This window comes from Pseudomonas sp. GM48 (assembly GCF_000282335.1).
Lineage (GTDB): Bacteria > Pseudomonadota > Gammaproteobacteria > Pseudomonadales > Pseudomonadaceae > Aquipseudomonas.
In genome coordinates this window covers 89,914-114,785 of sequence record NZ_AKJM01000105.1, presented here as the reverse complement: position 1 = coordinate 114,785, position 24,872 = coordinate 89,914, and the positions used below count along the sequence as shown (strand labels likewise).

Annotated in this window: 24 protein-coding genes; 9 read left to right on the top strand and 15 right to left on the bottom strand. The window is 56.2% G+C overall.

What is annotated here, in order from left to right:
• Window positions 1-134: 134 nt before the first annotated feature.
• From pepN to PMI28_RS10675, 6 genes are read right to left on the bottom strand one after another with little or no spacing between them, the layout of a single operon-like run.
• Window positions 135-2,792 carry an aminopeptidase N gene (pepN, locus tag PMI28_RS10650; RefSeq protein WP_007988618.1) on the bottom strand — a complete coding sequence of 886 codons (2,658 nt, stop codon included), beginning with the start codon at window positions 2,790-2,792 and terminating at the stop codon, window positions 135-137.
• A 10-nt stretch (window positions 2,793-2,802) separates the two neighbouring features.
• Complete coding sequence (locus tag PMI28_RS10655) at window positions 2,803-3,633, bottom strand: DUF2797 domain-containing protein (RefSeq protein WP_007988616.1); 831 nt, start codon at window positions 3,631-3,633, stop codon at window positions 2,803-2,805.
• On the bottom strand, window positions 3,630-3,890 hold the full coding sequence (locus PMI28_RS10660; protein ID WP_007988613.1) for a YeaC family protein: 261 nt from the start codon (window positions 3,888-3,890) through the stop codon (window positions 3,630-3,632). The genes PMI28_RS10655 and PMI28_RS10660 overlap by 4 nt, the downstream gene beginning before the upstream one ends.
• A gap of 32 nt (window positions 3,891-3,922) precedes the next feature.
• Window positions 3,923-4,792, bottom strand: a complete 870-nt coding sequence (locus PMI28_RS10665; RefSeq protein ID WP_007988611.1) for a rhomboid family intramembrane serine protease — start codon at window positions 4,790-4,792, stop codon at window positions 3,923-3,925.
• Complete coding sequence (locus PMI28_RS10670) at window positions 4,789-5,763, bottom strand: metallophosphoesterase (RefSeq protein WP_443200730.1); 975 nt, start codon at window positions 5,761-5,763, stop codon at window positions 4,789-4,791. The genes PMI28_RS10665 and PMI28_RS10670 overlap by 4 nt, the downstream gene beginning before the upstream one ends.
• Complete coding sequence (locus tag PMI28_RS10675; protein ID WP_007988608.1) at window positions 5,760-6,650, bottom strand: NAD(+) kinase; 891 nt, start codon at window positions 6,648-6,650, stop codon at window positions 5,760-5,762. The genes PMI28_RS10670 and PMI28_RS10675 overlap by 4 nt, the downstream gene beginning before the upstream one ends.
• 117 nt (window positions 6,651-6,767) lie before the next feature.
• Here PMI28_RS10675 and PMI28_RS10680 point away from each other — a divergent pair, with 117 nt between their 5' ends.
• Window positions 6,768-7,718, top strand: a complete 951-nt coding sequence (locus tag PMI28_RS10680) for a DUF1853 family protein (RefSeq protein WP_007988606.1) — start codon at window positions 6,768-6,770, stop codon at window positions 7,716-7,718.
• A gap of 169 nt (window positions 7,719-7,887) precedes the next feature.
• Here the strand turns inward: PMI28_RS10680 and PMI28_RS10685 are convergent, their stop codons facing one another.
• Window positions 7,888-8,991, bottom strand: coding sequence for a DUF2855 family protein (locus PMI28_RS10685; RefSeq protein ID WP_007988604.1), 1,104 nt, complete (start codon window positions 8,989-8,991; stop codon window positions 7,888-7,890).
• Between the two features lie 54 nt (window positions 8,992-9,045).
• Here PMI28_RS10685 and PMI28_RS10690 point away from each other — a divergent pair, with 54 nt between their 5' ends.
• Entirely contained in the window at window positions 9,046-9,705 is a 660-nt protein-coding gene (locus PMI28_RS10690; RefSeq protein WP_007988602.1) for a TetR/AcrR family transcriptional regulator, read from the top strand.
• Between the two features lie 23 nt (window positions 9,706-9,728).
• On the opposite strand, the gene PMI28_RS10695 is transcribed toward PMI28_RS10690, so the two are convergent.
• Window positions 9,729-10,289: an NADPH-dependent FMN reductase gene (locus tag PMI28_RS10695; protein WP_007988600.1), complete on the bottom strand. Its 561-nt coding sequence runs from the start codon at window positions 10,287-10,289 to the stop codon at window positions 9,729-9,731.
• A gap of 175 nt (window positions 10,290-10,464) precedes the next feature.
• On the opposite strand from PMI28_RS10695, the gene PMI28_RS10700 reads away from it, so the two are divergent.
• Window positions 10,465-10,689, top strand: a complete 225-nt coding sequence (locus tag PMI28_RS10700) for a hypothetical protein (RefSeq protein WP_007988598.1) — start codon at window positions 10,465-10,467, stop codon at window positions 10,687-10,689.
• Between the two features lie 91 nt (window positions 10,690-10,780).
• Window positions 10,781-11,674 (top strand): LysR substrate-binding domain-containing protein, encoded by an 894-nt coding sequence (locus PMI28_RS10705; RefSeq protein WP_007988596.1) that lies wholly within the window; start codon window positions 10,781-10,783, stop codon window positions 11,672-11,674.
• Here the strand turns inward: PMI28_RS10705 and PMI28_RS10710 are convergent.
• The 3 genes from PMI28_RS10710 to dnaQ all read right to left on the bottom strand — a co-directional run bounded on the left by PMI28_RS10710 (window position 11,640) and on the right by dnaQ (window position 15,550).
• Window positions 11,640-12,242 (bottom strand): GNAT family N-acetyltransferase, encoded by a 603-nt coding sequence (locus tag PMI28_RS10710; protein ID WP_007988594.1) that lies wholly within the window; start codon window positions 12,240-12,242, stop codon window positions 11,640-11,642. The genes PMI28_RS10705 and PMI28_RS10710 overlap by 35 nt on opposite strands.
• Before the next feature lie 14 nt (window positions 12,243-12,256).
• On the bottom strand, window positions 12,257-14,512 hold the full coding sequence (locus PMI28_RS10715; RefSeq protein WP_007988592.1) for an Orn/Lys/Arg decarboxylase N-terminal domain-containing protein: 2,256 nt from the start codon (window positions 14,510-14,512) through the stop codon (window positions 12,257-12,259).
• 261 nt (window positions 14,513-14,773) lie between these two features.
• On the bottom strand, window positions 14,774-15,550 hold the full coding sequence (gene dnaQ, locus PMI28_RS10720; protein ID WP_007988589.1) for a DNA polymerase III subunit epsilon: 777 nt from the start codon (window positions 15,548-15,550) through the stop codon (window positions 14,774-14,776).
• A gap of 120 nt (window positions 15,551-15,670) precedes the next feature.
• On the opposite strand from dnaQ, the gene PMI28_RS0128720 reads away from it, so the two are divergent.
• From PMI28_RS0128720 to PMI28_RS10735, 4 genes are read left to right on the top strand one after another with little or no spacing between them, the layout of a single operon-like run.
• Window positions 15,671-16,882, top strand: coding sequence for a site-specific integrase (locus PMI28_RS0128720; RefSeq protein WP_033063454.1), 1,212 nt, complete (start codon window positions 15,671-15,673; stop codon window positions 16,880-16,882).
• Entirely contained in the window at window positions 16,879-18,552 is a 1,674-nt protein-coding gene (locus tag PMI28_RS10725; RefSeq protein ID WP_007988586.1) for a site-specific integrase, read from the top strand. Before PMI28_RS0128720 ends, PMI28_RS10725 begins: the two co-directional genes overlap by 4 nt.
• Window positions 18,549-20,612, top strand: coding sequence for a hypothetical protein (locus PMI28_RS10730; RefSeq protein ID WP_007988585.1), 2,064 nt, complete (start codon window positions 18,549-18,551; stop codon window positions 20,610-20,612). The genes PMI28_RS10725 and PMI28_RS10730 overlap by 4 nt, the downstream gene beginning before the upstream one ends.
• Complete coding sequence (locus PMI28_RS10735; protein ID WP_007988583.1) at window positions 20,605-21,036, top strand: hypothetical protein; 432 nt, start codon at window positions 20,605-20,607, stop codon at window positions 21,034-21,036. Before PMI28_RS10730 ends, PMI28_RS10735 begins: the two co-directional genes overlap by 8 nt.
• Before the next feature lie 238 nt (window positions 21,037-21,274).
• Here the strand turns inward: PMI28_RS10735 and PMI28_RS10740 are convergent, their stop codons facing one another.
• Complete coding sequence (locus tag PMI28_RS10740; protein ID WP_007988581.1) at window positions 21,275-21,592, bottom strand: helix-turn-helix domain-containing protein; 318 nt, start codon at window positions 21,590-21,592, stop codon at window positions 21,275-21,277.
• A 93-nt stretch (window positions 21,593-21,685) separates the two neighbouring features.
• On the opposite strand from PMI28_RS10740, the gene PMI28_RS10745 reads away from it, so the two are divergent.
• Window positions 21,686-22,114, top strand: coding sequence for a hypothetical protein (locus PMI28_RS10745; protein ID WP_007988578.1), 429 nt, complete (start codon window positions 21,686-21,688; stop codon window positions 22,112-22,114).
• 157 nt (window positions 22,115-22,271) lie between these two features.
• Here PMI28_RS10745 and PMI28_RS10750 read toward each other — a convergent pair whose 3' ends face one another.
• The 3 genes from PMI28_RS10750 to PMI28_RS10760 all read right to left on the bottom strand — a co-directional run bounded on the left by PMI28_RS10750 (window position 22,272) and on the right by PMI28_RS10760 (window position 24,689).
• The gene (locus PMI28_RS10750; RefSeq protein WP_007988575.1) at window positions 22,272-22,466 is read right to left on the bottom strand and encodes a hypothetical protein; all 195 of its coding nucleotides are present in this window, start codon (window positions 22,464-22,466) and stop codon (window positions 22,272-22,274) included.
• 118 nt (window positions 22,467-22,584) lie between these two features.
• Window positions 22,585-23,013, bottom strand: coding sequence for a hypothetical protein (locus tag PMI28_RS10755; protein WP_007988574.1), 429 nt, complete (start codon window positions 23,011-23,013; stop codon window positions 22,585-22,587).
• A gap of 515 nt (window positions 23,014-23,528) precedes the next feature.
• Entirely contained in the window at window positions 23,529-24,689 is a 1,161-nt protein-coding gene (locus tag PMI28_RS10760) for an ATP-binding protein (protein WP_007988573.1), read from the bottom strand.
• Between the last annotated feature and the right edge of the window lie 183 nt (window positions 24,690-24,872).

Genomic DNA, 24,872 nt, shown 5'->3' with positions numbered 1-24,872 from the left:
CTTTTGGGGCGTTTGCCAAAAGGGACTCGCCGTAAGGGCGAAACCCTAAGTGGCCGTTACCGCAGCAACGGATATGTACTCAATCAACCCAGAACCTGGTCGGCCCAAAGGCCGCCAAGTTCAAAAAGCCAAGATCAAGCCAAACTCTTGCTGACCACTTCATACACATCGCTAGACAACTGACCCGAAGCACGAATCCGCTCCAGCTCCCCCTTCATCAAAGCCTGACGAGCGCTGTCGTACTTGCGCCAGCGAGTCAAAGGCGCCAATTGACGCGAAGCAATCTGCGGATTAAAGCCGTTCAACTCAATCACCAGATCCGCCAGGAAGCGATACCCGGAACCGTCGGCGGCATGGAAGTTGATCAGGTTCTGCCCGGCAAACGCGCCGACCAGTGCCCGCACCTTGTTCGGGTTCTTGATGTTGAACGCCGGGTGCTGCATCAACGCCTTGACCCGCGCAAGCCCGCCCGGCAACACGCTGCCGGCCTGGACACTGAACCACTGATCCATGACCAGCGGGTTGTCCTTGAAATGCTCGGCGAAACTGGCCAGTGCCTTGGCTTTCTCGGCTTCGAACGGTGAATTGACCAACACGGCGAGTGCGGTCAGGCGCTCGGTCATGTTGTCGCACGCGTCGAACTGCTCCAGCGTCACCGCCAGAACCTCCGGCTTGCCGCTGAGCATCAGGTACGACAGCGCGATGTTCTGCAAGGCGCGGCGGGCAAAATGCTCGGCTTCGGCCACGTACGGAGTTTGCTTCGAAAGCTCGCGATTGGCTTGATAACGCAGCCACAGGCTATCGAACAACGCATCGGCCAATTGTTTACGGGCAAACTCGCGGGCGCTGTGAATCGCTTCGACATCCGCCACTTCGCTGATTTCAGTCAGGTACGCCTCGCTCGGCAACGAGAGCATTTCGGCGACCATGGCCTGATCCAGCGACTCGTCCGAGAGCACCGTGCGCAACGCCGACACCAGACGCTGATCGAGCACCAGTGCTTCGCCCTTCTGCTGCTGGGCGATCAACTCCTGCAGCACCTGCACCGACAGTTGCTGGCCGGCATCCCAGCGGTTGAAGCCGTCGCTGTCGTGCTGCATCAGGAACATCAACTGATCGCGATTGTACGGGAAGCTCAGTTTCACCGGCGCCGAGAAGCCGCGCAGCAACGACGGCAGCGGTTGTTCGGCGATGTCGACGAAGGTGAAGGTCTGCTCGGCTTCAGTCACGGAAATGACCCGCGAGGTACCTTGCGCCGACGCTTCACCGGAAAGACGCAGGGCAATCGCTGCACCTTTGGAATCCAGCAGCCCCAGCTCGACCGGGATCACGAACGGCAGTTTTTGCACCTTGTCCGGGGTTTCCGGGCAGCTCTGGCGGAAAGTCAGGCTGTAGGTTTTCGCCGCTGCGTCGTAGGACTCGCTCACCGCCAGACGTGGGGTCCCGGCCTGGCTGTACCAGCGTTTGAACTGGGTCAGGTCGACACCGTTGGCGTCTTCCATGGCCTTGATGAAGTCATCACAAGTCACGGCCTGGCCGTCGTGGCGTTCGAAGTACAGGTCGCTGCCTTTACGGAAGCCGTCGGCACCGAGCAAGGTGTGGATCATGCCGACCACTTCCGAGCCCTTTTCGTACACGGTCAGGGTGTAGAAGTTGGAAATCTCGATGAAGCTGTCCGGGCGCACGGCATGGGCCATGGGGCCGGCGTCTTCGGCGAACTGGTGGGTGCGCAGGTACGCCACGTCCTGGATGCGCTTGACCGTGGCCGAGTTCATGTCCGAGGAGAAACCGGCATCGCGGAACACGGTGAAGCCTTCCTTGAGCGACAACTGGAACCAGTCGCGGCAGGTCACGCGGTTGCCCGACCAGTTGTGGAAGTATTCATGGGCAACGATCGCTTCAACCCGCTGGTGCGCGGCGTCGGTGGCGGTTTCGGCCTTGGCCAGCACGGCGCTGGAGTTGAAGATGTTGAGGCCCTTGTTCTCCATGGCACCCATGTTGAAATCATTCACGGCGACGATCATGAAGATGTCCAGATCGTATTCGCGACCGTAGACCTCCTCGTCCCAGCGCATGGACTTTTTCAGGCTATTCATGGCGTGCTGGCACTTGTCGATGTTTTCCGGCTCGACGTAAATGCGCAGCGCCACATTGCGCTCGTTCATGGTGGTGAAGCTGTCTTCGACGCACCACAGGTCGCCGGCCACCAGCGCAAACAGATACGCCGGTTTCTTGAACGGGTCTTCCCAGGTCGCCCAGTGCCGGCCGTCTTCGCCAGGGCCGGAAGCAATCGGGTTGCCGTTGGACAGCAACACCGGATAGCTGTGTTGTTCCGCGACCACCGTGGTGGTGAAGGTGCTCATCACGTCCGGGCGGTCGAGGTAATAGGTGATCTTGCGGAAGCCTTCGGCCTCGCACTGGGTGCAGAACATCGTGCCGGACTTGTACAGGCCTTCCAGCGCGGTGTTGGTTTCCGGGTGGATCCTGACGCTGGTATCGACCGTGAAGGTAGCGCTGGTCGGTTGCAGGGTCAGGTGATTCTCGGTCAGCTGATACTGCGCCGCAGAAAGCTCCTGGTCGGCCAGGGTGACCGACAGCAGTTCCAGCTGCTGGCCGTCCAGCACCAGCGGCGGCAGGCCCGGGCCACGCTCAGGGTTGCGGCGCATCACCAGTTGCGCATGGACCAGGCTGTGGTCCTCGTACAACTCGAAGGTCAGGTGTGTTTCGTCGATCAGGTACTCGGGCGCCTGATAGTCCTTCAGGTAAATCATCTTCGGTTGTTCGGTGCGCATGCTGGAGTCCTTACTGATGCACGGCGAGCTGGTAAGCCGTGTATTTACGAATGTTGATCACGCCGGTATCGAAGATCAAGTATTGGCCCTTGACCCCCATCAGCGTGCCTTCGGCAATCGGGTTCTTGTCCAGGTTGAAGCTGACAATCTTTGCCGGGTACTGCTCGACCGGGTAGCGGATTTCCAGCGGTTCGACATTGGTAACGGTCTGGATCGCCTGCAAGCCGAATCGTTCCTGCAACCCCTGCAAGCCTTCAGCGCAGCTGTCGAACAGTTGATCACGAACCTCGGCCAGGTTCACTGTCGCCGCATCGCCCTTGAGTAAAGCACGCCAGTTGGTCTTGTCCGCCACCTGGCTGCGGAACAGATCCTCGACGAAACCGGACTGTTGCCGGGTCGATACGCGCATGATCGGCAAGGCCTGGCTCGCACCCTGGTCAAGCCAGCGGGTCGGCAACTGGGTGGCGCGGGTAATCCCGACTTTCACCCCCGACGAATTGGCCAGGTACACCACGTGATCGGTCATGCAGAACTTCTCGCCCCACTCCGGTTCACGGCAAGTGCCGGCGTCGTAGTGGCAACGCTCCGGGCTCATGATGCAGACGTCGCACTGGGCCAGTTTGGTCATGCACGGGTAACAGTAACCCTGGCTGAAACTGGTCTTGGTCTTGCGCCCGCAATGGATGCAGTGGATCGCACCCAGGTATTCCAGGCGTATCGTGGTGCCGATCAACGGATTGACCGGGACCTCGGTTTCGCCCAGACGCAAAGCGTACTGCACGTTCGACCCGTCAAGGCGTGCCGACATTTTGCTGATTGCACCGCGGCCAATCTCGATCAATGGATGGCATCCGACTTGAACAGGATGTTCGGCACTTCGATCGACTTCGAGGCGCATTCCTGCGGCCCCATGTAGCCGGTACGCTGGTCCTCGGGCAGGTTCTGGATTTCCCAGGCGATCATCGCCTGCAGCGACAGCTCGCGTTGTTCGGCAGTGAGTTTGCCACCATCGGACCATTTGCCGATTTCCACGGCCAGTTTCAGGCTCTCGTAGATATCGGAAGTGATGTTCTTGATCATTTCGTTAAAAGAGGACATTGGGTCTCCGTCTCTTTATTGCATGTTCTGAATTAGGCGGCCAGTTTACGGCGGTTATACAAACCGCCCAACAAACCGGTGAAGCATCCGATGAGTAACCCGCTGACATGGGCCGCGTTGGCGATTTCGCCGAAGCCGATCATCGAGACCAGCCCGGACAGGCACAGCAGCAACCACACCAGCATCATCACCAGCACGCCACGCGGCAGGCGATAAGCCGGGTTCGGCGCCAGCAACTGGAAGATCCAGCAATGCCCGAGCAGGCCGTACAGCACGCCGGACAAGCCACCGAACAAGGTCGGACCGCTGAAATAATACTGGGCGTAGTTGGACACCAGGCTGAACAGCAAGGTCAGGCCGATCAAATTGATACTGCCCTGGCGCGACTCGATGCGCCGCCCCAGCTCCCAGTACCACATGCCGTTCATCGCCAGGTGCAGGATGCCAAAGTGGATCAGCATCGGCGTGAACAGGCGCCACCACTGCCCCGCCGCCAGGCTGTCGGCCAGTGGCGTGAAGTGGATGTACTCGCCGACCACGCGAAACTCGAGGAAGGTCAGCCAGCGCATCGTTTCAAGGTTGTCGCCCAGCAACGTGATCGCACCGACGATCAGGCTCAGCAGCAATACCAGCGCGGTGGCCCTGGCGTATTTCAACTGCTCGACGAAGCCCGGACGCTTGATTGTCTGCGCCAGCGGAATGTCCAGTTGCTGATCGGGGTCGCCCGCCGGAAAGCGTTCGTACAGCGCGCGCACGTCTTCACTGATATTGTCCGGCACCCACAACACTTGCTCGCCCGCTTCTTCACTGACCCGGTGGGGCACTTGCATGCGCTTGAGCAGCGTGACGAACCCGCTCAAGTCCACCGCCAGGGGCAGACGCAATACCGCTACAGCACTCATTGCAGCACCTCCGGCCGCTCGACATCGACCCAGACGAATTTATGCGGATCCAGGCGGGTTTCCTGATCCAGTCGATAGGCAACCAGTTTGCCGTAGAGCACCGCGCTGTAATCCAGACAGGCCAGGTTCGGCCGGATCGGTGCCGGCTTGCCGCTGCGCCAGTAGTGGCCGACGAACAACAGCGGTTCATCGATGCCATAGCGCAGCAAACTGTTCTTTTCGGTAGATGTCAGCGGCGTCCGGGCCACGGGTTCCGGCAGTGCATCCGGCTGGAACACGATGTCGCCGTAGGTTTTCGGATCGTCCTCCCAGAACTTGGTACGGAAGAACGAACGCACCAGCCCATCGCCGCTGGTCATGGTCAGGCCATGGGGCAAGCGCATGTCCGTACCGCGTAGCAGCCGGTCGAACACGGTGCAGGCAAATGAACCCGACTCCGCCGACGCCTGTAGAAAATGCTCGTCGACGCGACCGTTGGGGAACAGCGCCCGCAGCGGCTCGATCAGCCCGGCATCCCAGCAGGCGTGGACCACGCGAAAACGCCCGGCATCGACGAACAATGGCAACTGGTAGAACCATTGCTGGAAGTCGTGCCAGTCACCCGGATGATCTTCGAACTGGGTCAGGGTTTCGTGCAACAGCCGGGCATGGCGCGGTGTGTGCTCGCGCACGAACTGCTTGCCACTGCCTGGCAGCGCCGGCGTGCTCCAGCCCAGCGCATTGAACTCATGGTTGCCCATGATGCACAGCGCCTGACCGGCCTCGACCATGTCGTGGACGATGTGCAGCGCCTCGCGAATCCGCGGGCCGCGGTCGATGATATCGCCGACGAACACCGCCATGCGCGACGCGTGCCGCCAGACGCCCCCCTGCTTGTGATAACCGAGTCGGTCGAGCAAGTGCTCCAGGGTCAGAGCGCAACCGTGCACGTCACCGATCAGGTCGTAGCTACGCGCGGGATCGAGCATCAGTCGCCTCCACCCCCCAACTTGCTGCCCCAGCCGAGTTTGGTCCGGCAGACCTCATAGTAGTTGTGGTCGAGTGGGTGAATCAGCCGCAACTTCTGGGCTTTTTTACTGACGGTAATGGTGTCGCCCGGCGCGCAGGTAAAGTGGTTCTGCCCGTCACACGAGACTTGCGGGTAAATCTGCATATCCTTGGACACGACGATTTTCAGCTCACTGTTGCCATCGACCACGATGGGTCTACCCGATAAGGTATGGGGGTACATCGGCACAATCACAATAGCGTCGAGCTTGGGATGCATGATCGGCCCGCCGGCGGACAGCGCATAGGCGGTGGAACCGGTCGGCGTGGCGACGATCAGGCCGTCGGCCTTCTGGCTGCAGACAAACTGGCCATCGATGTACAGCTCGAACTCGATCATCCGGGTCGATTTGCCGGGATGCAGTACCACATCGTTAAGTGCATCGCCCTGACCGATGGCCTCGGCGTGGCGGCGAACTTCGGCCTGCAGCAGGAAGCGGTTTTCCACCAGATAGTGGCCATCCAGCACTTCGGCGACTTTGACCTCCAGCTCATCGGGGCGGATGTCGGTGAGGAAGCCCAGGCTGCCGCGGTTGATGCCGAGCACTGGAATGTTGTGCCTGGCCAGCGCCCGGGCGGCACCGAGCAAGCTGCCGTCACCACCGACCACAATAACCATGTCGCAGACTTCGCCGAGCATCTTGCGCGACGAGGTTTGCAGGCCGTGCCCTGGCAGCACTTCGGCGATGGTGTCTTCGAGGATCACGTGCAGGTGACGATCGAGCAGAAACCGTTTCAGTCGGCGGACGGTATCCAGCACCTGGGAACTGCCCAGGCGACCGATGATGCCGATATTGCGAAATTGCTCCATGGGGCTCCTGCGGGGATCTGCGTGGCGGCGAAAATCACGATTATGGGCGAAAGCCGCCCGTAGACAAAATCCTTTCAGCTTCAAGGGTGTGTCCGGGTTTCGGGCTATGCTCGCAAGATGATGCTATTTCCGGATTTGCTCCGCCTGCCCCACCAGTTACGCCATCCCGAAGTGCGTGACCTGGCGTGGGTCATCCTCGCGCCGCCTATGCTGGGCGAGGCTCCGTGGCCACAGCGTCACCCGTTGGCCGGCAGCGACTGGGTGCAGGCACCGGAACGCCTGGAGCATTGGCTGCGCCAACTGGATCGGGACAGTTATGGCTTGCTGCACTGGCTGGCCCAGGCCCGGACCCGGCGCCTGGGCTTGTACTACGAACGCCTCTGGCAATTCGCCGTGCAGCATGCACCGGGCATTGAACTGATTGCCGCCAACATGCCGATTCGCCGCGAAGGGCACACTCTGGGTGAACTGGACATGCTGCTGCGTGACAGCGACGGTGTGCATCACATGGAACTGGCGATCAAGCTCTACCTCGGCCCGCAATCCGGCGACGGGCACGACACCGCCCAGTGGCTCGGCCCTGGGTGCCACGATCGGCTCGATCGCAAACTGGCCCACCTGAGCCAGCATCAATTGCCGATCTCCGCACGCCCCGAGAGCCGGGAGATGCTGGCGGCGCTGGACATCCATGCGTTCAGCGCGCATTTGTGGCTGGGCGGGTATTTGCTGTATCCGTGGCCCGGACAGGCCGCCCCGCCATCGGGTGCCCATCCGCAGCATTTGCGAGGTCGCTGGTTGCATCAAAAGGATTGGGCGGCGTTGTTGGCCCTGAGCCCGCCCGGTCGCTGGCAACCGCTGCCCCGCCACGCCTGGCTCGCGCCAGCGCATTATTCGCCGGAGCACACCTGGACCCCAGAACAGATGCAGGCGTGGCTCAATGACCTGGACCCGCTGGCGCCGGCACAATTGCTGGTACGCCTGACGGAAAATCCCAACGGCGACTGGGAAGAGGCCGAGCGATTGTTTCTGGTGGCGGATCGTTGGCCGAATGTGCCGGGGCAGAGTTGAGTCTCGTATTGCCTGAATCGACCCCTTCGCGGGCAAGCCCGCTCCCACAGGGATCCTCAGCGGATACAAAATCTGTACTCGACCGAGATCAAATGTGGGAGCGGGCTTGCTCGCGAAGAAGTCACCACGGTCTACCTGAGGAACCCCGGAAGCACGAAGTCCGCCCCGCCTACAAGCGAATCACATGCCCCTCGACGGGCGAGACCTGACCATGGAACAAGCGGGAAATCACGCTCTGCGCCGCCTCGTAACCCCGACTTTCAATGACCTTTAGCAATGTTTTTTCACTTTCCGTCACCTGCCGAATAAACCGCCGCAACCCTTCGCCAATATGCTGACTGACCCCCTCCGGTCCCCATTCGGCATTGCGCTTGCGGATCTGGATCGGCGCAAAAAAGAATACCGGTTGCGGTCCCACGATAGCCGTCAACCGCGCCTCATCGGTACTTTGCGCAGAGCCGGCAAAGCAGCTGTAGACCAGTTGCCCGGCAAAGTGCTGGTGGACTCGATCACGTAGATCCAGGTCGCCGGAAAAATCCACGTAAAGCGTAGGACGGTCACCGGCAAGGGTTGCCAACTCGGCATAGGACACCACGCGTTCGTAACAGCCAAGGTTTTCGACAAACGCTTTGTTGCCGGCAGATGTCAGCGCCACACGCTCCAGTTGCGGATGATTCTCCAGACACATGGCTGTGCCATAGGCGGTTTTGCTGGAAGCGCTGGAGAACACCAGGCGGGTCGCAGCGAAAAACCGATTGTCTTGCAGAAAGTCCGCCAGCATCGATGAGGTCAGAAATAACGGTTTGAGCAGAATCTGCAGATTTTCGGTTTCAGGCTGGCAGTACAAATCCCAACTGCAACGCGTGTATTGGTTGTACGCCGAGATCAACCCCAACCGGTGTTCGGCCGCATCGTAAAAACCACGTTCGGTGACCCGTTCCGGGCGCATCCACAGGTGGCTGGCAAGCGGAAAGTAACCGTAGAAACGCTCACCCACGGCGATGCCTTTTACCTTTGACGCAATGACGTCGGCGAACCCCCACGCCGGAATGTGGCCCCAATCTTCCAAGCCTGTAGGAAAGAATCCCCAGTAGTTCATTGAATTGCCATACGCAGCGTAAGTAATGTTGTTGGTGGTCAATGCGCAACGATCAATCTTCAAAATGACCTCGCCGTCCGCCGGGACCAGACTACGTTGCGCCTGCTCAATTCGGCTCTGGTCCAGGGCATTTTTACGGGTAATCAGGCGTGTTACTTTGGTGAGATCTTGCATGTTCGGTCTCCTGCTGTGACACGCTGGCGGGTCTCTCAAGAGTAATGACAGCCGATGAAGAGCAGGTTCGGAAATACCAAGGGCAGCCCGCCTACCCTCAACGCCCGCGCCAAGCCGCTGAAACGGCCGAGTCAGGCCCGGGCGATTTTCACCGTCGAGGCCATTTACGAGGCTTTTGTTCGGATTTGGCACCGTGCCGGCTGGTCCGGGCTGACCACCCGCGAAGTGGCACTGGAAGCCGGCGTGGCGATTGGCACGCTGTATGACTATTTCCCGAGCAAGGAAGCCCTGCTGTCGGGATACATCCGTCATCGCCTGGATGTATTGCTGGCGCAACTGGATCAAGAAGTCATCCAGGCAACCGACCTGGACTGGCCGACACGCATCAAGCGCCTTGTGTGTTTGACCTGCGGCCCTGAAGATGCCCGACACCCCCTGTTCAACCATGCCATGTCACTCATCGAGCATCAGATCGCCGAACCCAAGCATCATCGAAGGGTGTACGAAGAACTGTCGCAAAAATGGCGTGAAGCCTTTGCTGCTTGCAGCGATTTGCCGATGCAGCCATCAGCACCAACTATTCAAGCCTGGGTCATCATGGCCTGGGGCGGTCGCCGCTATTGCGTCACCGCACAACCGGCGGCGGAGCAAACTGCCGCCTGGCTGTCGGAAATGGAAACGATGATTTGCAGCCGATTGACCAGCGCCTTGTAAGACGAAGCGCTGGTCAATAAACATCAAACTTTCTTGTGCTGTTCAACCCATTGCCCATAGGCGTTGATGAATTTCTGCAGGATCGACTTCACCGACTCGGACAATTTGCCCGCCTCGTCAAACGCCGAACCGGCGTTCCCCAGATAGACCTCCGGTTGCTGCATCAGCGGGACATTGAGAAACACCATGGATTGACGCAGGTTGTGGTTGGCACCAAATCCGCCGACGGCCCCCGGCGAAACACTGATAACGGCTCCCGGCTTACCGTTCCAGGCACTTTTGCCATACGGACGCGAGCCCACGTCAATCGCGTTTTTCAACGGCGCCGGCACCGAACGGTTGTATTCCGGGGTCACGAACAACACCGCGTCGGATGAGCTCACTTGTTGTCGGAAAGTGCTGTAGGCTGCCGGCGGTGAAGCGCCATCGATGTCTTCGTTATAGAGCGGCAGATCGCCAATTTCGACAATGTTGAGCTTGAGATTGGCCGGAGCCAGTTCTATCAGGGCCCGTGCGACCTTGCGGTTAATCGATTCCTTTCTCAAGCTGCCGACCAGCACGGCGATCGTATAGACGTTGCTCATGGGAGTTTCTCGACTGTCCGATATGGAGAGCTTGTAGTTATAGATGACGATTCAAGCAGCGGGCGACTGAAAATACCGTCCCTGACTATTTTTTTCCTGTAGGAAAACTTACCTCGCCCAAGCACGGTCTACAGTGCCGCAAATTGAGTGATTTATCTCCAGAGGTTCTAAGCAGATGGCAGCAGTACTCGTCGGTCAGTTCCATGCAAGAGACGCGGAAGGCCGTATTTATTCGGTGCACGAGTTCCAGGACTCCACCCCGGCGGCAGACGGCTCAGGGCCTGTCACCACCTATAAGCTGGCCATTGGCGACCGCCTCAACAAGGTCGACGACAATGAATTCCTGTTGGTGCAAACCGGCATTACCATTACCCGCGAGCCGCAAACCACCAGCGCTTGATAACTCGTCGTTATGAGCAGAAGTCATATGCACGGACTTGGGGTAGGATTCAGCCACTGACTCCTCCACCTGCTGAACATGGACTTCACGCATGCGCTTACGCCATATCGAAGTGATCCAGGCGCTCTTGCAGACCGGCCACCTGGGCACCGCCGCCGAATGGCTGCAGTTGCCGGTGGCCGAAGTCGAGCGTTTGCTGCGCGACGCCGAGGATCAGTTGGGTTTCATGCTGTTCGCCAGCGTACGCGGACGATTGCAGGCCACCCGCGAAGCGCGGGAATTGCAGGTGGAAATTGCCCGGGTCTACGATGCGCTCGAACCCGTGCAGCGCCTGGCCAACAGCCTCAGGCAATACCTGGCGCCGCCGCTGCGCATCATCTGCACCCCGCCTCTGGCCAACCAATTGTTGCCACACAGCATCGCGACCCTGCGCCGACGCCTGCCCGACGCGCCTTGCACACTCCTGAGCCAGCCCACCCGCGACATCGTCAGAAGCCTGCTGCTGCGTGAAAGCGACCTGGGCCTGAGCCTGCATGACCCCGATCACGCCGATATCGATTGCCAGATGATTGCCCAGGGCAAACTTCAGTTGCTCGCCCCCCACGGCTGGCTGCAACCGAAACAGAAATACATTTCAGTGCAGGATCTGGCCGGTCAATCGATGATCGGCCTGGATGGGCACGACCCGCTGAGCCCGGCGCTGGAGAACAAACTGCACGGCTTGCGCCCTGCCCCGGTGATTCAGACCCGGGTCCAGACGCATCAGATGATGCGCAGCATGGTCGAGGCCGGCGAAGGCCTGGCCATCGTCGACCCCTTCACCGCCCTCGGTGCCAAAACCTCGGGACTGGACGCCTGCCCGCTGGCGCCAGCCGTCCCGATCAGTCTCTACGCCCTGTCCCTGAAAAACACCGAACCTTCACCGGCGGTCCAGGCCTTGCTGGCCATCATCACGGAACAAGCCGCGGCGATGCTGACGAACTGAGCGGGTTTTCAAACATTCGATACCAGAACAGCGCCACTTCAGCGGTGTTCGGATCAATGCCGCGATAGCGCAGGTGGTCGATCCCGCCAATCACGTAACCGCAGCGTTCATAGAGCCTGCAGGCCCCCAGGTTGTTATTCTGGGTTTCGAGCATGATGCCCGGGAGTTTTTTCTTGCGGCTCCAGAATTGCGCCACATCCAGCAAGGCCTTGGCCACACCATGTCGTCGGGCCGGTGCATGCACCGCCAACTCGTCGATATGGGCAAAACCGTTCCAGTTGGTACTGACCACCAGGTGCCCCACGGGCTGGTCATCCAGATAAGCCATGAAAATCGCGCTGTCGGCGCCATCGCGAAAACTGCTGAACTCCTCAGGGTCGATGCCGTAGCACTTGCGATAAGGCGTGATCGGGGTGACTGGCCACTGTGCCACTGGTTTGCCGATTTCGGCCGCACCGTAGGCCGCGACCTCAAAACTGAAATCACTGCCCCAGATGTAGGCGGCAAAACCGTCATCGGCAACCCGTACCGACAACCCTGGGAAATTCGGATTTATAACCGGTTGCATACTGGGAAAGGTCCTCACTCCTTGATGCAATCGACGGTGTAGCACCGTCCACTGCCCTGTACTTCGTGTTGCAATCCGTGCACATCAGCAACGAACCCCGGGAAACTGCTATCGAACGTGCGGGCAAACGCCAGGTAATCGATGATCGAGCGGGTCGATTCGGTAAAGCGCTCGCCAGGCATGATCAGTGGAATACCGGGCGGATACGGCACCAGCATCACCGCGGCGATTCGCCCGTCCAGCGCATCGATCGACACGGCCTCGACTTCACCCCGCACCAATTGATCATAGGCGTCTGCCGGCTTCATCGCGACGTCCGGCAGCACGGTGTACATGCGCTTGAGGTGCCTGGCGGTGGCATTGCTGCGATAGCAGGCATGTAACTGATCGCATAAATCACGCAGCCCCATGCCCTGATAGCGCGCGACATTCTCTTGCGCCACGCAGGGCAGGCAACTGGCCAGACTGACGTTGGCGTCATAACTGCGCTTGAACTCCAGCAATTCGGTGAGCAGCGTGCTCCACTTGCCTTTGGTGATGCCCATGGAGAACAACACCAGGAACGAATACAGCCCGGTCTTCTCGACGACCAGGCCACGCTCCCAAAGGAACTTGCTGACCACCGCCGCCGGAATCCCGCGCTCGCTGAGGGCGCCACCAGCCGTCAGCCCCGGCATCACCAGCGTGACCTTGATCGGGTCGAGCAACACATAATCGTCGGTCACACCGCCAAAGCCGTGCCAGTCGGCATCGGGTTGCAGCAACCAGTCCTCGGTGACGACCCGTTCCATGCCTTCCGCCGACGGCGGTTGCCAGATTGAAAACCACCAGTCATCAGCGGCAATGTGTTGTCGCAAATTGGCCAGCGCCCGGCGAAAACTCAGGGCCTCATCGAACATTTCCTGCAACAGCGAACGCCCGGCCGGACCTTCCATCATCGCCGAAGCCACATCCAGCGAGGCGATGATGCCGTACTGCGGCGAGGTCGAGATGTGCATCATGAATGCTTCGTTGAAGCGATCCCGATCCAGTTGCCGCGCGCCGCCATCGCGCACATGAATCATCGACGCCTGACTGAAAGCCGCCAGTAACTTGTGGGTCGAATGGGTGGTAAATACCAGCGGGCTGTCGTCGTCACGGGACGTGCCCATGCCATAGCGCCCGGCAAAAAACTCATGAAACGCCGCATAGGCGTACCAGGCCTCGTCGAAGTGCAGTACCTCAACGCTATTGCCCAGTTGCTGCCTGATCAGCTCGGCGTTGTAGCAGAGGCCGTCATACGTCGAATTGGTCACTACGGCGAGCTTGACCTTCGGTGAACGACCCTTGGTCAGCGGACTGGCGTCGATCTTGGCCTGGATCGATTCGCGGCTGAACTCACTCAGGGGAATCGGGCCGATGATCCCCAGTTCATTACGTTCCGGACACAAGTACAGCGGGATGGCGCCGGTCATGATGATCGAATGCAACACCGACTTGTGGCAATTGCGATCCACCAGCACCAGGTCATCGCGTGCGACCACCGAGTGCCAGACAATCTTGTTGGCCGTGGAGGTGCCATTGATCACGAAAAAGGTGTGATCGGCACCAAAGTTGCGGGCTGCACGGGCCTCGGCTTCGGCCAGGGGGCCAGTGTGATCCAGCAATGAGCCGAGCTCCGGCACCGACACTGAAAGATCCGAGCGCAGGGTGTTTTCCCCGAAAAACTGGTGAAACGCTTGCCCGACCGGACTTTTGTGATAAGCCACGCCGCCGCCGTGCCCGGGGGTGTGCCAGGAATAGTTGGAATCCGCCGTGTGCTGCACCAATGCCTTGAAAAACGGTGGCAGCAGGCCATCGAGGTATTTGCGTGCGGCGCGGGCCACCTGGCGGGCGAGAAAGGGCACGGTGTCTTCAAACAGGTAAAGAATGCCGCGCAACTGATTGAGCTCGGCCATGGCATCGGCGGGCGCGTTTTCCAGGGTCACTTTTTCGCCCAGGGCAAAGATCGGCAGATCCGGCGCACGCACCCGCGCCAGACCAATCAGTTCGGCCATGTTTTGCAACAAATGGGAATGGGTGCTGGCGTCCTCAGACGCAATCAACATGCAAGACAAGCCATGATAAGTCGACGCCACCAGCCGTCCTTCGGTGTAGTCCACCGCCGAAACGACGCTGAACCCTTCCTGTTCCAGCTCTCGGGCAATCCCCCGCACTCGGTCGCCGGCGACGCTGTCGGCCTTGATGTCCCGATGGACAATCAGGACCGGGAATTTCAAATCTTTATACATGAGGCTCAGTGTCCTGAGGCGGCAGACCGGAGCCTGCCAATCACCTCAGGGTAGAGGGTTGCAGCGGATGTGGCGAGCGGGATGCACCAACTTGTGGCGAAGAGGGAGTTTCCCTGTGGCGAGGGAGCTTGCTCCCGCTGGAGCGCGAAGCGGTCCTCGGCGTTCCTTCAGACATACTTTGAATGCAGGTTTTACGACGGCTTCGCCGCCGAGCGGGAGCAAGCTCCCTCGCCACAAAAAGCGTTCATTGGAAATGAGGGATCACGCCTGTACTTCAGCCTCGGCCAGTTGCACCCACAACGCCGGGGCACCAGCGGATTTGCCGATGATTTCCAGGCGCGCCGCGTGGCGGGCCAAGTCATCTTCACTGGCGCGGATGATGCGCGTCGGCTGGCGATCCGCCGGCAATCGGCGAATCTCGGTGGCCGAATTGTCCGCCCCTTCACCGGACCCATTGCCATCGGAGGCGTTACCGGCCAGGGACAGGCTCGTCTGGCCACCGGTCATGGTCAGGTAGACGTCGGCGAGAATCTCGGAGTCGAGCAAGGCGCCGTGCAGTTCACGGCCGGAGTTGTCGACGCCATAGCGCTTGCACAAGGCGTCGAGGCTGTTGCGCTGCCCCGGGTGACGCTCCCGGGCCATGATCAGGGTGTCGAGAATCGTGCAGTGCTGCGTAATGTCCGCGCGGTCCTGCTGCCCCATCAGGGCGAATTCGTTGTTGATGAAGCCAACGTCGAACGCCGCGTTATGGATGATCAGCTGCGCGCCCTTGATGAACTCGAAGAACTCTTCGGCCACTTCGGCAAAACGCGGCTTGCCCACGAGGAACTCGTTGGTGATGCCGTGGACGCCGATGGCGCCCTCGTCACTTTCACGATCGGGTTGCAGGTACACGTGAAAGTGCCGGCCCGTCAGGCGTCGGCCGATCAACTCGACACAACCGATTTCGATAATCCGGTGGCCGTCGGTCACCGGCATGCCGGTGGTTTCGGTGTCGAGTACTACCATCCTGTTAGCTACACTTTTGTAAACCGTCATCGCTTCGCCGCCTCTAAATACGCGTCAAATCTTAACATATCGTCAGAGAATCACCGCAAGAGCTGTCGATCAGATGTAAACAGCGATCGACGTTCTTCTACACTACGCAGAGGTGTAAATATGAAATATACGGTTAAGACCTTTATTACGAATAGTGGCGAACGGTTCTCTCAACTCTACGAAGCTGATACCCCTGGCTTCCCTCTGTTTTATCCAACAGCTTTTATTGCCCGTTCGATCAGGCCATCTGCTACACACGAAACCCAGAAGGTGTACCTAGCGGCGATTAAGAGAGTCAGTGAATGGGAATCCCGCAGGAACATCGACCTAGCATTGCGCTTCCACAACCGCAGTTTTTTTAGCGCCGCCGAGATAGATGACCTGACGAACTATCTGCGTAAGAGGAAATTGAGTGACAAAGGAAGTGTTATCAGCAGCCCAAAGTACAACACCTATGTCGCCTATGCTGCAGCATATCTCCGATGGCTCGCGCTAGAGGTCATAAACGACTCCAACACTCGCGACGTCAGGGATGCAATTGAGACGCAAGACACCATGCTGCTTAAAAAAAAGCGACGCAAGACGGGATCAAAATGCGCACACGAACAAACTATTTTGGCGGCGAGATTATCTCCTGAAGCCCGCAATCAGTTGTTGGACTGCTTCGAACAACCCTTTACAGGCATCCGGAAACCACAAGACTTTGGCCCCAGACTGCGAAACTTGGTGATGCTACGTATTATTTACGAAACAGGTATTCGGCTCGGCGAGCTCTTAAGCCTAAAACTCAAGAGCTTCATTGAAGCTAGTGGTGGCGATAGCGCCTATCTACACATACAACGCAACCACCATGACGCAGTCGACACCCGTTTAAATCAACCTGTCGCCAAAACTCTGGGACGTGTTGTTCCAATATCAGAAAGACTCGAAGATCAACTAAAGGAATACAGAGACAACTGGCGATCCGAGATTCCGAGGGTTGGATTCTCGGACGAGGACTTTATTTTTGTCGTCCATCGCGGTGGACGTAGCCAAGGTAAAGCACTTCAGAAAACGGCGTTTGGAACAGGGCTTATTAACCTCAAGCGATCCTATCCTGCTCTATTGTTGATTCACCCTCACCTGTTGCGACATGACTGGAACTACCGCTTTTCGAAGCAAGCAGATAGAGAAGGCATGCCTTTTGAGCAAGAGCGTACGTTGAGGGAGCAACTAATGGGGTGGGCACCAGACTCGCCCATGTCAAGACTTTATAACCGCCGCCATATCGAAGAAAAATCATATGAATTTGGATTAATAATCGCTTCCGACACCGCAAGGATCTCTATATGAATGAGAAGGCATCTATAGCAAGTACGCCTGTATTGCTTGAGGTTGATCTCCAGCGGACTGATCGAACTGAGCTGCGTAGCGAGACTTTTTACTGGGAGGAAGATGATCTTATTCATATAGGTCAAGGACGACTCAAGATGACCGACGCGCTGTCGCCCCTAAGCGACGCATTAAAGGAGTCTTTTAAAAAGCACGTTATCAGCTTCTCAAAACAGGGTGACTACTCACCCTATAGTTACTTGAACATCGTCGCATCGCTGAATGCAACACTTAAAGCATGTCCGACCTCCAAAATTGACGCAACCTGGATTGCACGGGCGCTGACTAAGCCTTCGTTTCATAGATCCAAAAGCGCGATAACACGGTTTTTCCTGCACTGGCAAGAGCGAGACAGCGCCGCCATTAACCCGGACATAATACGATTTCTGAATGATGCTGCCGCACACCGCAACGGGCCGCGCAATGTGCTCTCTGACAATCCAGAGAAAAGCTGGCTCACCGATGAGGAGTATGAAAATTTGCTTCGCACAGTTTGGGATAACTATGACTGCGGTACATCAGAGACGCAGGTGACGCTCATCAAGCTACTATCGATGCAATACTCGCGAAGGCCTGGTCAGATAGCCCTTCTCAAAGTGGGTGATGTTCGTGAAAGCGACGGTACGGATACCCAGGGTTTCATAGGGCGTATCATCAACTTTCCGGGAATCAAAGATATCACCGCCGAAACAAGCTTTCGAGATAGCAAATTCGAACCTCACATACTGGCCGATCACCTATGGAATTTATGCACTATTCAACGTTATGAAATAAAGAAGCTATTTGAACATACTTTGGGTTTTTTCCTCTCTGATGAACAATTGGAAAAGCTACCACTATTTTGTAGTGAAGCCCGAATTAAAGAAGCTCGGAAACTCATTGAAAATCAATACCAGCTTAACCTTCTAGAAAGCTTAGACAATAATTTATTTCACCTACGAAAAGGTCGCATAGTCGATATTATCAAATGGACAAATAACAGCCCTAACTGCAGCTATGGCATGAAACCCACTCGACAGTCCTTTCGACCGAAGCCACCAATTAGCCTCCGCACCGGCCAGATAATGGTTGTCACCGCGACGCGGATGCGTCATACGCGAGCACGGCAGCTCGCCCGCCAAGGTGTACCAAAGCATATTCTCTCCCATTGGCTGGGCCATACGCGTGAAAGAACGCTTGATGCTTACTACAACGATCCCGCCGAACAGGCGCGACGACTCGATGAAGCAATGGCCTCAACACTGAATCCGCTCGCCATGGCGTTCGCCGGGACGCTGCTTGACTCAGAGAGCCAGGCCATACGGGCCGACGACCCAGCCAGCAAGCTGGAGTTTGCCAGCGCAGGCGAACTCAAGAGCGTGGGTCGCTGCGGAAAGCACAGTTTTTGCTCTACAACCTCTGTGCCAATTCCGTGCTATCGCTGTAAGTATTTCGAGCCATTGGTCGATGCTCCTCACCACGAGGTATTGGAGGCATTAATACAGCGACAGGCAGCGGAGGAAAAGCCGTTGAGAATTGGCGGCCAGCGAAGCCTACTAATACCTATTGACCTTTCCTCTGATATTCGAGCCGTAGAAAATTGCATTACGCGTTGCAACGATCGCAAGGCCGCACGGAAGATGAAACCATGAGCCAGGCAATTCGGTTCACTCCCAAGCGCGATTTATCAGCCCAGCAAAACCTCAATGATTTCATTGCCCTAGCCCGCGATCATCTGACTCTTTGGTCTGAATTGGAAGATTTTGCCTGGGATGCATATAGATGGCCAACGACCCACGTTGCCATCCGTTTCACAAACTTTGAGAACAGCGGTTTACGTCCCGGCATAGCCTGCGAATCACATCAGTTGATGCATACGACTTTTATTGAAGTGGCGAAGGCCTTCCTCCGCTACAAGCACACGTTGCGTCCAAAGAAGAGCATCGGTGTTGAAATACGCGCACTGCGGACGATCGAGTTCGCCCTGCGTCAAGACACGCCTGTACCAAATATAACTAATTTCGACCAACGACACTGGGACAGAGCCGTCAGCGCCCTTGAACCTAGTGCTACCCGCCAAGGAGTTTGCGATGTAATGCTGGATATCCTAAAAACACTAGCGGAACTCGGCATCCTCACAGTCGATCCGCGGTTCTGGAGACACCCTTACTTGGGTCGGCACAGCTATGATTGTATCAATGGCGCAAGAGCACCGGACGAAGTGAAGGCTAAGAAGGTTCCCAATCAGAGCGCGCTTCTGGCGATTGCCGAGGTGTTTTCACGAGGTGCCAAGGAAACTCAGGAAGACATCGACATCATGGTTACCTGCATTACTGGACTTCTAATGAGTGCTCCTACGCGTATTGGAGAAACTATACGCTTTCGCACCGATTGCCTACGTGATGCCACAGACAAGAATGGAGAGTGTCAAAAATTCCTAGCGTATTGGGTACCGAAGACCCGACAATTCATCCGTAAAGCTATTCCCAAAACAATGGGCGAGGTTGCGACTGAAGCGGTCAACCGACTAACCACGATTACTGAAGAGGGGCGCCGTCTAGCGCACTACATGGAAAAAAATCCAACGACCTTTTACCGCCACGCGAATTGCCCGAATATTCCCGACGACCAAGAACTGACGCCAAAACAAGTGGCGCAAGCATTAGGCTTTTCGCTCCAGAAGTCCTGCGCGGGTTTCATCAAGAGACATACCGGAAACTATTCTCTGACAGGCTTTACACTGAACTCTTTGTGGCAACTAGTGCTTAACGAACATCGTGCACTTAACCCACACTTCCCCTATCAAGAAGCCCCAATGAGCTCAGCGGAGCCACCATTGAAAATGTCAGAGTCACTTTTATGTTTTCGTCGTTTTCAACTGGCATACAACAGTGGTGCAAGTCCCGTACTATTAGCACCATGCGATCGAAATTTTTATTATAGACGCTTGAGAACCGGCAGTAAAAACGCCTTGGCAATGAATTTCTTCGCACGGCACGGCTATGAGGCTATAAAGTTCACATCCCACAGCCTCCGCCACCTTCTAAACAGACTTGGCCGCAACAGCGGCATCTCCATGGACATGCTTACCGAATGGAGTGGTCGAGCTACTACCCGGCAGACCAGGACATATCTGCATGACGACCCGCTAACAGCGGCCTCCAACGGAGCTGCCTTGTTCGGGACCAACCAAGAACAGGAACCGCTGAAACCGGTCACCGACGGAGAAGCAGAGCTTTATGGCCAAGGGCCGTTTCATCGCAGCCGCTATGGCATTTGCCGACGTAGCTGGAGAGCCGGGCCCTGCAACAAGTTCGCCGATTGCCTCAATTGCTCGGAACTCCTCATGTGCAAGGGCCACAAGATTGCCACAGAAATCATTAAGCTAGATCGTGACAATTTATTCCTAACTTACACAGCCGCGCAACGGGCGATAGCGAAAGGCGATCGGGCCGCATCGCGATGGACTGAAAAGGCAGGACCGCAGATCGAACGGCTCGATCAACTGCTGGCCATCCTGCACGACCCTGAAATACCTGACGGCAGCCCCATCGAAATGGCGGGAGAAGACTTCAGCCACGAGAAGGTGATTGTGTCCGAGAAAGCCAACGCCGTAGGTATCAAGTTGCTGGATAGGAATGAACTGCGCATCACATACGGCGACGATTTATTGGCTTGCATAGAGTTGCTTCGGAGTTCCGATAATGCCTAAAACGATCTCAGAACAGCATGAAAGAAAAATCGCTCAGATGATCCGTAACTGGCCAGCCGAGCATGCGCTGGACTGGAACTCAGTCTGCATTGGTGCACAAGGCATTATGGGGTGGGATAACCCGCCAACACGTCAGGCGCTCGACAAAAAAATAGCGATAAAAGTCGCTTATAAGAACAAGAAACAACATCTGAAGGTAGAAAAACAGAAGCTTTCGGACATGCCAAGACCACGGAGTACTCTGGATGCTATGAAGAAGATCTCCAGGCTTCAGGCAGAGAATGATGAACTGAAGGCTGAGCTTGCCAGAATGGCGGAGATTGCGAACCGACTCATCTACAACGCAACCATTGCAGGCCTTACACGAGAGCGGCTAATGGCCCCACTTCCGACAATCCGTGAGCCATTGCCACGCAAAATTTGAATTCCGTGATCATTGAACGTAACTCTTGCATTTTCTATCCTCTAGCTAGTAAAGCTATTGGATTACGTGGTGGCACTGCCTCAAGGTTTCCGCACGCACAAGTTCAGAGATAGCCGATTTACCAATATTTAGCAAGCAGCGGCCAAGGCTCAATCTTTAGATACTTCAGCTAACATATTGATAATTCGACTAAAACAGCCATCTAGGTGAGCTAGTACGTCTCCCTACGATGAAAGAATCAAATATCGCGCCCTTCCCCTTTTTCAAAGTTTAATGGCAGGTCTATAAGTTGAAGCTCGTCTTGCACGTGGGATAGAAATTTCCTGATATCGCCGGTTTCCTCTTTCCGCATATAGCACGCGGCCACTAAGCTGACCGGATGGATCCCGAGAGCGCTGCAGAGCTCTTCGAGCTTATCAAGCGTCGGGCTGGTGCCGCCTCGCTCGAGCAAGCTGACATTGGTCCGACTACTGACAAGCGCAAAATCCTCCTGCGTAAGGTTTTTCTGAAGGCGAACCTGTCTCAGCGTTGCCCCAAATGCTTTCCTCAGTTCCATTTTGCGATCTCACAAAAGGAACGATAAGGCTTCATTGCACAATATATGACTACAACATATATTGGTCATTTGTGACGCGGAGAGAGGCTTGCCATGAACCAGGAGCATGGACAATCGATGATCTTTTCCAGCCTATTCAACGACGATTTTCTTGCACGCCCCTTCGTTCGACAGACGGTAATGTGTCCATGGTTTTATCTTCACGCGGAGGTTCGTGAAGGCAAGGAGTTCGTGGGTGAGATGCTGATGGTCTCTTCGTTTGATTCACTGAAAGATATCCTCGAGCAGCAGCATGACTCCTTTCGGGTCCGGTCAATCCAGTATGTCACCCCTGGTTTTGTCAACAAAACTGGCCATTGGCGTATGGAGCCGCTTCTGGAGGCGAGCGAAGCGCTCGGTCAGAGTGGAGAGAAAATACCCATTTTGACAGTTGCGGGCCGGACGTATTCGCAAATGGACATCAGCACTGAGATAGACTTCACAAGCGTGAAGGTATTGTTCACCCACAAAACGGAGACATGACTGATTTCTGTAGCCAGGCTGCCTTGGTTGTGAAGGCTTGCCTTGTCCGTTCAGCACTGATGTGCGGTTTACAGTACAATCTTGTCCGCAGCGTTGCGGCCACAAAAGAGTGGCCACATGAACCAAGCGATGTCCGGTTTTTTCAAATCATCGGTAATCAGTCACGTGGCGATTGATCGCCGATATTCTTGGTGCGCGTCAAGGGCATGCCAGCGAAAGCGGTGCCTTCTACCTTACAAAAAGCATCAATAGCATCGACGTTAAAAAAACTACGATACTTGGACGACTTTTGCAGACGCTCAAGCTTGGCTCGGGCATTAGCTGCGATATCGCTATCGACTTTAGCGCTCATTCTTTGCTCCCTTTTAAAGCACCGATACGTAAAAAAAACCTGACGGAGACCTTGTCCGCGGTTTCGATACGCGTCTCGAGGATTTAGGCTGGCATTACCTCCTAACACCCAAAGACTGTCACTTTTTTCGGCGACGGGATTCTCGTTCAGTGAAATCAAAGCTCAATCCTGCGAGCGGGCCACACGGTTCTTGATCCGGATGACAATGGAGCAGGCTTTCACACAATTTGATATCCAACTTATTCAGTGAAAGGCTGGCCTCGCTATCCTCAACCTCCGCCTCTGACTCACTTTCCCCGTCTTCCGGCACCAAAGATTCAGGGCTAGTCAAATAAAGAGCGAGCAATTTATGGTGTGGGTAGCGGTTCTCAAAATTCCTGACCAACCCCTTGAAAATGCTTTCACCCGTGGTTGTGCCAGCAACTCGACGAATCACATAGTCAGCGATAGCCAGGCGCACCTCGATCTCGTTTGAATCGAGTGGAAGATCCTCGTACCCATCTTCAAACCGGCTATAGGGACGATATCCAACGGGCTTATCAGTCATCGTTCAGACCTCCTGTGCGGGTTTACTTTGATAGGTCAAACGGCCGTACACGAAACTCCGGTATTACGATTGAAGTGATCGTTTTTGCGGGATCTAGGCGCTACCTTCAAAGTACTTCAACACCAAAACAAATGGAACCACCGGAATCTCGTGTACGGCCAGCGAAGTCTAGGAGAGAACGACCTGCGATCCCTTTCAGGCTGGAGGCCTCTGACATCCGATCAGCTGAGATTTCAGTTAACCAGCAAGTGGGTCAACACATGAGTGATCGCAGCGAACGTTCAGGAGTAGCGAGCTTTGACGAAATATTGATGAGACAGGCTTTTTGAGCCGGTGTACGCAGCAGATCGTGAAAGCCTTGAGCTTGTGGCGGAGTTTGTCAAAGCGGCTCTACGTGGCAACTCACCAATTCCACGGCCACAACGATTTAGCTGTCTCGATAACGAGGAATAAAACGCCACGCAAGGGTGCACTCACCTACCGTGCTGCAACGCAGGAACCACTATTGATGAGGTTCAAACTAGGTCATCCAACAGACCATCTTCGCGTAGAAGGTCAACTATCACCTGTTCCTCGATCGTATAGACACCGCGAGAAGTTTTCCAGACCAGTTTCCTTTCCTGCAGTGCCATGAGCGCTAGCTGCACATCTGGCACTTCAATCCTCGGCTCGCTTGTGGCTATGCCAGCGTTCGCTATCGCTTTGGCATACAACTCCATAGTCGAAGATTCGAAGGGCGCGAAACCCTCACCCTTTGCACCCATCACACAAATGACGGCAGACTGGATCGGTGTGAGGCTATGAATCACCATCTTAAGACTCGCATTGAGCGCTTCCGCTTGCGCTCGGACAAGCTCGGCAAAACGCACCAGGATGGCTTTAGGGCCGACGGTGAGATCGAAACGGATACCGTCTGCGGCTGCGCTGAGAATTTCGGGGCGATAACCACTCTCTTGAAACAACTGGAATACATCAAAAGGGTAGAGATCATGTGGAAGGTCAAGCCCCTTGCAATACCAGTCAACGAAGTCTTTATCCAGCATTGGGAGTTGCACCATTGAGGCCCCAAAAAACGCCTCTTCGCTGCTATTGCGAAGCATGGCAAGCTTGTTTTGGTTTGATCCGATGCAAACGATGCGAAGACCATAATGTTTGGAGCTGTTAAGTTCGTCCCTGGCCGCCTTTAGCGCAAAGAGCGCTGCGACGCCTTCGTCTGTCGTGATCGCATGTTGAGTTTCGTCGATTATCAGCACTATGAGTTTTTTCGCCTCATCGGACAGCGCTTCAAATGCCTTGGTCAGACCGATTTCTTTCCCGAGCCCAATGTTGTTCACGTTGAAACTCACGCGACCGACACTTACCGCTTCCAGCCCGGGAGCTATCGCCAATCGGCTCATGAGTTTCTCGTCACATCCAATAGCTTCTCGGACAGTCTCGACGATGACAGCTCCCGGATCTTTCGTCGGGTCCTTCCAAAGATCGGCATACAACACAATGGCTCCCGCCTCTTCCAAGGCAGGCCTCAAATCTTCGCGGGCGAAAGTGGACTTCCCGGTTCGGCGTGGCGCGGTCAGGAAGACACCTGACGCAGCAGCACTGCCCACTGCCACTTGCGTTATCAGCTTAGTGAGCCGTGCAGCCAGCGTCCGGCGGCGGTAAAAATTTTTCTGGGACATTGCTGGCCTTTGATGAGATCTATAGGGAGTCAAAGAGTGTGAAGCCGAATTTGAGCGGGACTTTGTATTAGCGCCCAGCCGCGGTTGACAGTAGCTGTTCTGTCAGCGTTCAAAAACCATTATAGGTCTGGACCCTGAGTTGATAGTCCTATGTCACTCGACTCAGCCACCACCGCTAAAACC

Excerpts from the sequence above, each read along its gene's own strand:
- pepN (WP_007988618.1), bottom strand. The coding sequence starts at position 2,792 with ATGCGCACCGAACAACCGAAGATGATTTACCTGAAGGACTATCAGGCG.
- PMI28_RS10660 (WP_007988613.1), bottom strand. The coding sequence starts at position 3,890 with ATGTCCTCTTTTAACGAAATGATCAAGAACATCACTTCCGATATCTAC.
- PMI28_RS10665 (WP_007988611.1), bottom strand. The coding sequence starts at position 4,792 with ATGAGTGCTGTAGCGGTATTGCGTCTGCCCCTGGCGGTGGACTTGAGC.
- PMI28_RS10675 (WP_007988608.1), bottom strand. The coding sequence starts at position 6,650 with ATGGAGCAATTTCGCAATATCGGCATCATCGGTCGCCTGGGCAGTTCC.
- PMI28_RS10680 (WP_007988606.1), top strand. The coding sequence starts at position 6,768 with ATGATGCTATTTCCGGATTTGCTCCGCCTGCCCCACCAGTTACGCCAT.
- PMI28_RS10685 (WP_007988604.1), bottom strand. The coding sequence starts at position 8,991 with ATGCAAGATCTCACCAAAGTAACACGCCTGATTACCCGTAAAAATGCC.
- PMI28_RS10690 (WP_007988602.1), top strand. The coding sequence starts at position 9,046 with ATGAAGAGCAGGTTCGGAAATACCAAGGGCAGCCCGCCTACCCTCAAC.
- PMI28_RS10695 (WP_007988600.1), bottom strand. The coding sequence starts at position 10,289 with ATGAGCAACGTCTATACGATCGCCGTGCTGGTCGGCAGCTTGAGAAAG.
- PMI28_RS10700 (WP_007988598.1), top strand. The coding sequence starts at position 10,465 with ATGGCAGCAGTACTCGTCGGTCAGTTCCATGCAAGAGACGCGGAAGGC.
- PMI28_RS10705 (WP_007988596.1), top strand. The coding sequence starts at position 10,781 with ATGCGCTTACGCCATATCGAAGTGATCCAGGCGCTCTTGCAGACCGGC.
- PMI28_RS10710 (WP_007988594.1), bottom strand. The coding sequence starts at position 12,242 with ATGCAACCGGTTATAAATCCGAATTTCCCAGGGTTGTCGGTACGGGTT.
- PMI28_RS10715 (WP_007988592.1), bottom strand. The coding sequence starts at position 14,512 with ATGTATAAAGATTTGAAATTCCCGGTCCTGATTGTCCATCGGGACATC.
- dnaQ (WP_007988589.1), bottom strand. The coding sequence starts at position 15,550 with ATGACGGTTTACAAAAGTGTAGCTAACAGGATGGTAGTACTCGACACC.
- PMI28_RS0128720 (WP_033063454.1), top strand. The coding sequence starts at position 15,671 with ATGAAATATACGGTTAAGACCTTTATTACGAATAGTGGCGAACGGTTC.
- PMI28_RS10725 (WP_007988586.1), top strand. The coding sequence starts at position 16,879 with ATGAATGAGAAGGCATCTATAGCAAGTACGCCTGTATTGCTTGAGGTT.
- PMI28_RS10730 (WP_007988585.1), top strand. The coding sequence starts at position 18,549 with ATGAGCCAGGCAATTCGGTTCACTCCCAAGCGCGATTTATCAGCCCAG.
- PMI28_RS10735 (WP_007988583.1), top strand. The coding sequence starts at position 20,605 with ATGCCTAAAACGATCTCAGAACAGCATGAAAGAAAAATCGCTCAGATG.
- PMI28_RS10740 (WP_007988581.1), bottom strand. The coding sequence starts at position 21,592 with ATGGAACTGAGGAAAGCATTTGGGGCAACGCTGAGACAGGTTCGCCTT.
- PMI28_RS10745 (WP_007988578.1), top strand. The coding sequence starts at position 21,686 with ATGAACCAGGAGCATGGACAATCGATGATCTTTTCCAGCCTATTCAAC.
- PMI28_RS10750 (WP_007988575.1), bottom strand. The coding sequence starts at position 22,466 with ATGAGCGCTAAAGTCGATAGCGATATCGCAGCTAATGCCCGAGCCAAG.
- PMI28_RS10755 (WP_007988574.1), bottom strand. The coding sequence starts at position 23,013 with ATGACTGATAAGCCCGTTGGATATCGTCCCTATAGCCGGTTTGAAGAT.
- PMI28_RS10760 (WP_007988573.1), bottom strand. The coding sequence starts at position 24,689 with ATGTCCCAGAAAAATTTTTACCGCCGCCGGACGCTGGCTGCACGGCTC.